General features: G+C 57.5%; 4 protein-coding genes and 2 rRNA genes. 2 read left to right on the forward strand and 4 right to left on the reverse strand.

Features of this window, described 5'->3' with window-relative positions; translation table 11 throughout:
* Positions 1 to 257: 257 nt before the first annotated feature.
* The gene (locus tag AC3FKG_RS28030) at positions 258 to 1,724 is read right to left on the reverse strand and encodes a DegQ family serine endoprotease (protein ID WP_483712614.1); all 1,467 of its coding nucleotides are present in this window, start codon (positions 1,722 to 1,724) and stop codon (positions 258 to 260) included.
* Positions 1,725 to 1,902: 178 nt separating this feature from the next.
* Between AC3FKG_RS28030 and AC3FKG_RS28035 the strand changes: the two genes are divergently transcribed.
* Positions 1,903 to 2,439, forward strand: coding sequence for a MarR family winged helix-turn-helix transcriptional regulator (locus AC3FKG_RS28035; protein ID WP_488744706.1), 537 nt, complete (start codon positions 1,903 to 1,905; stop codon positions 2,437 to 2,439).
* A complete protein-coding gene (locus AC3FKG_RS28040; protein ID WP_483712617.1) occupies positions 2,436 to 2,858 on the forward strand; it encodes an organic hydroperoxide resistance protein in 423 nt (140 codons plus the stop codon). The genes AC3FKG_RS28035 and AC3FKG_RS28040 overlap by 4 nt, the downstream gene beginning before the upstream one ends.
* A gap of 54 nt (positions 2,859 to 2,912) precedes the next feature.
* On the opposite strand, the gene AC3FKG_RS28045 is transcribed toward AC3FKG_RS28040, so the two are convergent.
* From AC3FKG_RS28045 to AC3FKG_RS28055, 3 genes are all read right to left on the reverse strand, one after another.
* Entirely contained in the window at positions 2,913 to 3,185 is a 273-nt protein-coding gene (locus AC3FKG_RS28045; protein WP_483712618.1) for a GIY-YIG nuclease family protein, read from the reverse strand.
* A 120-nt stretch (positions 3,186 to 3,305) separates the two neighbouring features.
* Positions 3,306 to 3,419, reverse strand: a 5S ribosomal RNA gene (gene rrf, locus AC3FKG_RS28050).
* Between the two features lie 126 nt (positions 3,420 to 3,545).
* Positions 3,546 to 6,426, reverse strand: a 23S ribosomal RNA gene (locus AC3FKG_RS28055).
* Positions 6,427 to 6,656 lie beyond the last annotated feature (230 nt).

A 6,656-nucleotide genomic window follows, 5' to 3' on the forward strand; every position in this document is an offset into this window, starting at 1 on the left:
TGTTCTGTCGAATGAGCAGGAACCAAGGTCGGCGGGCCGTGCCGCCGCATGCTTCGTGCATCGCAGTCGAGATCATACCTGCTGCCGCGCTTTCTGTAAGCCCTTCCTTGCGCCGAAACCCGCTTCCGGCAAGGCTTCGCGGGTGGTATACCCGGTTCGTATACGGTGCGTATACCGCCCGTAAACGTCGCCGTATACCCCCGGTATACGGCGACCGAAAGACCCGGAAGCCTTGTCGGTAAACGCTTGCGCGGATGTCAGCCAAGGTCGAGCGGAATGAAGATGCGTGCTTCGTCGCGTTGAACCAGCAGTGCCACCTGCTTGCCGGACTTGGCCACCAGCGCGCGCAACTGGTCGGCCGAACCGATCGGCGTACCGTTGAGCGACAGGATCACGTCGCCGGGCTGGATGCCCACGCGCGCGGCGGGACCCGCAACGTCTTCCACCACGAGGCCGCCCTCGATCCCGCTTTGGCGCTTCTCGGCGGGCGTCAACTGACGCACGGCCAGCCCGAGCCGGCCGCCCGCCTGGTTGTCGCCGCCCTTCTGCGCGACGGACTCCTCCTTGGCGGCGCCCACCTTCACCGACAGCGTCATGGGCTGGCCCTTGCGGATGATCTTCAGCGACGTGTCGGTGCCCGGCTTGATATCCGCGACGTGTTCGGGCAGGTCGCCCGAATGGTCGATGACCTCATTGTCGAGTTGCACGATCACATCGCCAGGCTTGAGACCGGCCTTGGCCGCCGGGCTGTCCGCCTCGACCGAATTGACCAGCGCACCGGAAGGCTTGGGCAGGCCGAAGGACTGCGCCAGGGCCTGGTTGACTTCCTGCACCGAGATGCCAAGCCGGCCACGCGTGACCTTGCCATGCGCCACCAGTTGCTGCTCGACTTTCGTTGCCACGTTGATCGGAATGGCGAACGAAAGACCCTGGTAGCCACCGGTCTGGCTATAGATCTGCGAGTTGATGCCGATCACCTCGCCACGCTGGTTGAACAGCGGGCCGCCCGAGTTGCCCGGGTTCACGGCAACGTCGGTCTGGATGAACGGGACGTAGGTATCGTCGGGCAGCGAGCGCGATTTCGCGCTGACAATGCCCGCGGTCACGGTGTTCTCGAATCCATAGGGCGAGCCGATGGCCAGCACTGGCTCGCCAACCCTCACGTGCGACGGATCGCCCAGACGGACTACCGGCAGGTCCTTGGCATCAATGCGGATCACCGCGACGTCGGTCTGCGGGTCGGTGCCCAGCACCTTGGCCTTGAACTCGCGACGATCGGTCAGCTTCACTGTGACCTCCTGCGCGCCGTCAACGACGTGCGCATTGGTCAGGATCAGGCCGTCAGGGCTGACGATAAAACCGGAGCCCAGGCCCTTTACCAGTTGCTGGCCGCTTTGCGGACCCTGGAACTGCGGGCCGAACCGCTTGAAAAACTGGAACAGCGGATCGTCAGGATCCATTCCGGACGGGGCTTGCATGGCCGTGCGCTGCGCGCGCGCGGTCACGCTGATGTTGACGACGGCGGGTCCGTACTGATCGACAATGCCGGAAAAATCCATGGGCGAGGCCACCGCGACGGACTGCCCCGGCGTGGCTACCGTGGCAGGCGCGGACGCGGCGTACCCCGGTGTGATGACTTCCTTCTGCAGGTAAGCATAGCCACCACCGATCGCGGCAAGCGCGGCAAAACCAATGGCGGTACGTGCAATGGTCTGGCGAATCATGGAATCTCCTTTCGCAGCGATATGCGGGCGCCGGTGCGGGTGAGCGAGGTGGCGCGACGGTTGGATACTAACCAGCGAGACTTAAGACACCCTTAAAGCGGTGGCCGCCACAATGCGTCACTTTCCGTAAATTTCAAATTTACCTTGCACGCAATCTAATTGCGTCTAATATATCGACATGGATGACACGATCAACGAACGCAAGGAAGACTGGCTGCTACTCGACCGGCAGCTATGTTTCGCTCTCTACTCGACATCGCTTGCGATGACCAAGGCGTACAAGCCGATGCTGGATGAGCTCGGACTCACTTATCCGCAATATCTGGTCATGCTGGTGCTGTGGGAGCACGAGCGGCAGACGGTATCTGAACTCGGAGGCCGCCTGGCGCTGGACTCCGGCACGCTGACGCCGCTGTTGAAGCGACTGGAAGGCGCTGGGCTGGTGAGTCGCAGGCGGGATGCCGACGATGAGCGCCGCGTGCTGGTGGCAGTGACGGATGCAGGCCGCAAGCTGCGAGAGTCCGCGGTCGGCATCCCGGAAAAATTGCTCTGCGCGACACAGTGTCCGATCACTGAAATTCAGGCACTGACGCAGCGCCTGCATGCATTACGGTCGACGCTGGAACATGCGCGAACGATCCCTGAGCAGCCGCCTGAAGATCAGAGCGGCGGCTCACTTGCCCAGATGGGCAACCCTACCCTGGAGCTTCCATGAAACTCGAAAAAGTCCTGTACACCGCCCATGCCACCGCCACCGGAGGCCGCGACGGCCGCGCGGTGACGTCCGACGGCCAGCTCGATGCCAAACTGGCCCTGCCCAAGGAAATGGGCGGCAAGGGCGATGGCCTGAATCCGGAGCAACTGTTCGCGGCCGGCTATTCAGCCTGTTTTATTGGCGCCATGCGACATGTGGCTGCCCAGCAGAAGATCGTGCTGCCCGCGGATACGTCAATCGAAGGCTCGGTCGGAATTGGTCCGATCCCTCAGGGTTTTGGCATCCAGGCTGAACTGAAGATCTCCGTTCCGGGCTTCGAGCGCGAAGCCGTGGAAAAGCTGGTCGAGCTGGCGCACCAGGTGTGCCCGTACTCGAATGCGACGCGCGGCAATATTGAAGTGACGTTGACGGTAGTCTGACCTTCCAGAACCGGCAAAAAGGCGTACGCCCTTGCGGCGTACGCCTTTTTTCTTTCAGGAGCCGTGCTGCTCCAGCGTCGCGCAAAAAGCCACCTTTTCTGCCGGACTCATGCGCTTCGTCGCCAATTCCGCTTTCAACGCTTCGGATTTCGATGGAAATGAAATCTGTCCCAGTACCCGTAACGGTTTGCGCGAACGCGTGTATTTCGCGCCTTTGCCGGCCTGATGCTGCGCGAAGCGGCGGGCCACGTCGGTGGTAATGCCGGTGTAGATCGAGCCGCCCGCGCATTCGAGCAGATAGAGGTACCACGGGCGCTCAATCGCCATGAGATTCTGATTCGAAAAACACGATCATGCGATATTAAGCCGGTTCGCCATGCACGAACGCAGCCGCCAAAGCAAAAACCCCTCGCAGCACATGCTGTCGAGGGGTTTTGCATTGTAAGAGCCTGGCGATGACCTACTTTCACACGGGTAATCCGCACTATCATCGGCGCGGAGTCGTTTCACGGACCTGTTCGGGATGGGAAGGGGTGGTTCCAACTCGCTATGGTCACCAGGCATAAGGGGTTGTGAGGCTGACGCGGTCAACCTCACCAATTCGGGATGTAGTTCTGTAGTCTTGGGTTGTGCTTGTCAACGCACGGCACAGGCGATTCTCTCACCAGGCTAAAACACACTGGTTATAGGATCAAGCCTTACGGGCAATTAGTACTGGTTAGCTTAACGCATTACTGCGCTTCCACACCCAGCCTATCAACGTCCTGGTCTCGAACGACCCTTCAAGGCGGTCAAGCCGCCAGGGAATCCTCATCTTCAGGCGAGTTTCCCGCTTAGATGCTTTCAGCGGTTATCTCTTCCGTACATAGCTACCCTGCGATGCCTCTGGCGAGACAACAGGTACACCAGCGGTACGTCCACTCCGGTCCTCTCGTACTAGGAGCAGCCCCCGTCAAGATTCCAACGCCCACGGCAGATAGGGACCAAACTGTCTCACGACGTTTTAAACCCAGCTCACGTACCTCTTTAAATGGCGAACAGCCATACCCTTGGGACCGGCTACAGCCCCAGGATGAGATGAGCCGACATCGAGGTGCCAAACACCGCCGTCGATATGAACTCTTGGGCGGTATCAGCCTGTTATCCCCAGAGTACCTTTTATCCGTTGAGCGATGGCCCTTCCATTCAGAACCACCGGATCACTATGTCCTGCTTTCGCACCTGCTCGACTTGTCGGTCTCGCAGTTAAGCACGCTTTTGCCATTGCACTTTAGGTACGATGTCCGACCGTACCAAGCGTACCTTCGAACTCCTCCGTTACACTTTGGGAGGAGACCGCCCCAGTCAAACTGCCTACCATGCACTGTCCCCGACCCGGATTCACGGGCCAAGGTTAGAACCTCAAACAAACCAGGGTGGTATTTCAAGGACGGCTCCACGTAGACTAGCGTCCACGCTTCAAAGCCTCCCACCTATCCTACACAGATCGGTTCAAAGTCCAATGCAAAGCTACAGTAAAGGTTCATGGGGTCTTTCCGTCTAGCCGCGGGGAGATTGCATCATCACAAACACTTCAACTTCGCTGAGTCTCGGGAGGAGACAGTGTGGCCATCGTTACGCCATTCGTGCAGGTCGGAACTTACCCGACAAGGAATTTCGCTACCTTAGGACCGTTATAGTTACGGCCGCCGTTTACCGGGACTTCAATCAAGAGCTTGCACCCCATCATTTAATCTTCCGGCACCGGGCAGGCGTCACACCCTATACGTCCACTTTCGTGTTTGCAGAGTGCTGTGTTTTTATTAAACAGTCGCAGCCACCATTTTATTGCAACCCCTTCACCCTTCTGGCGCAGGCCAGTCAAGCTACCAGGGCGTACCTTATCCCGAAGTTACGGTACCAATTTGCCGAGTTCCTTCTCCCGAGTTCTCTCAAGCGCCTTAGAATACTCATCTCGCCCACCTGTGTCGGTTTGCGGTACGGTCTCGTATGACTGAAGCTTAGAGGCTTTTCTTGGAACCACTTCCAATTGCTTCGCAGCACTAGGCCGCTCGCCCCATAGCCTTGAATTACGCGCCCGGATTTGCCTAAGCGCCTTCTCCACTACAGGGACCGGGACTTCCAACACCCGGACAACCTTCCGCGATCCGTCCCCCCATCGCATCATACGACGGTGCAGGAATATTAACCTGCTTCCCATCAGCTACGCATCTCTGCCTCGCCTTAGGGGCCGACTCACCCTACGCCGATGAACGTTGCGTAGGAAACCTTGGGCTTACGGCGAGGGGGCCTTTCACCCCCTTTATCGCTACTCATGTCAGCATTCGCACTTCCGATACCTCCAGCATCCTTTACAAGACACCTTCACAGGCTTACGGAACGCTCTCCTACCACGCACATTGCTGTGCGTCCGCAGCTTCGGTATATAGCTTAGCCCCGTTACATCTTCCGCGCAGGACGACTCGATCAGTGAGCTATTACGCTTTCTTTAAAGGGTGGCTGCTTCTAAGCCAACCTCCTGACTGTTTTAGCCTTCCCACTTCGTTTCCCACTTAGCTATATTTGGGGACCTTAGCTGGCGGTCTGGGTTGTTTCCCTCTTGACACCGGACGTTAGCACCCGATGTCTGTCTCCCGTGATTGCACTCTTCGGTATTCGGAGTTTGCTATGGCGGGGTAATCAGCAATAGACCCCCCAACCATGACAGTGCTCTACCCCCGAAGGTGAGACACGAGGCACTACCTAAATAGTTTTCGGAGAGAACCAGCTATTTCCAGATTTGTTTAGCCTTTCACCCCTATCCACAGCTCATCCCCTAACTTTTCAACGTTAGTGGGTTCGGTCCTCCAGTACGTGTTACCGCACCTTCAACCTGGCCATGGATAGATCATCTGGTTTCGGGTCTACACCCAGCGACTGAACGCCCTGTTCGGACTCGCTTTCGCTACGCCTGCCCTAATCGGTTAAGCTTGCCACTGAATGTAAGTCGCTGACCCATTATACAAAAGGTACGCCGTCACCCGTTTCCAGGCTCCGACTGTTTGTATGCATGCGGTTTCAGGATCTATTTCACTCCCCTCCCGGGGTTCTTTTCGCCTTTCCCTCACGGTACTGGTTCACTATCGGTCGATCACGAGTATTTAGCCTTGGAGGATGGTCCCCCCATCTTCAGACAGGATTTCACGTGTCCCGCCCTACTTGTCGTACACCTAGTTCCACAACGCTGTTTTCGCATACAGGGCTATCACCTGCTATGGCCGGGCTTTCCATCCCGTTTTGCTAACAACACTGCTAAAGAGTACAAGGCTCTTCCCATTTCGTTCGCCACTACTCTGGGAATCTCGGTTGATTTCTGTTCCTGCAGCTACTTAGATGTTTCAGTTCGCCGCGTTCGCTTCCCTGGCCTATGTATTCAGCCAGGGATGACCCATTCGGGCCGGGTTTCCCCATTCGGACATCTCCGGATCAAAGCTTGTTTGCCAGCTCCCCGAAGCTTTTCGCAGGCTACCGCGTCCTTCATCGCCTGTGATCGCCAAGGCATCCACCACATGCACTTGTTCGCTTGACCCTATAACGAGTGTGTCTCAGTGAGACCCTTCGCTACAGGTGAGTTCTCGCATTTGTGCCGTATTCCAAGTCATCTTTCGATCACTTAAATACATTTTGGTTGATACAATCACAACCCGGTATCGCGTTGGTTACTGCAGCGTCTCATCAACGCTCGCGCGACACCTTTACTACATCCCATATTGTTAAAGAACAGCCGATTCGCAGGGCAGACCCGCGATCGCTTGGCAA

Source organism: Cupriavidus sp. 22TCCZM04-2, from assembly GCF_057798895.1.

Coding starts and splice junctions, on each gene's coding strand:
- AC3FKG_RS28030 (WP_483712614.1), bottom strand. CDS start 1,724: ATGATTCGCCAGACCATTGCACGTACCGCCATTGGTTTTGCCGCGCTT.
- AC3FKG_RS28045 (WP_483712618.1), bottom strand. CDS start 3,185: ATGGCGATTGAGCGCCCGTGGTACCTCTATCTGCTCGAATGCGCGGGC.
- AC3FKG_RS28035 (WP_488744706.1), top strand. CDS start 1,903: ATGGATGACACGATCAACGAACGCAAGGAAGACTGGCTGCTACTCGAC.
- AC3FKG_RS28040 (WP_483712617.1), top strand. CDS start 2,436: ATGAAACTCGAAAAAGTCCTGTACACCGCCCATGCCACCGCCACCGGA.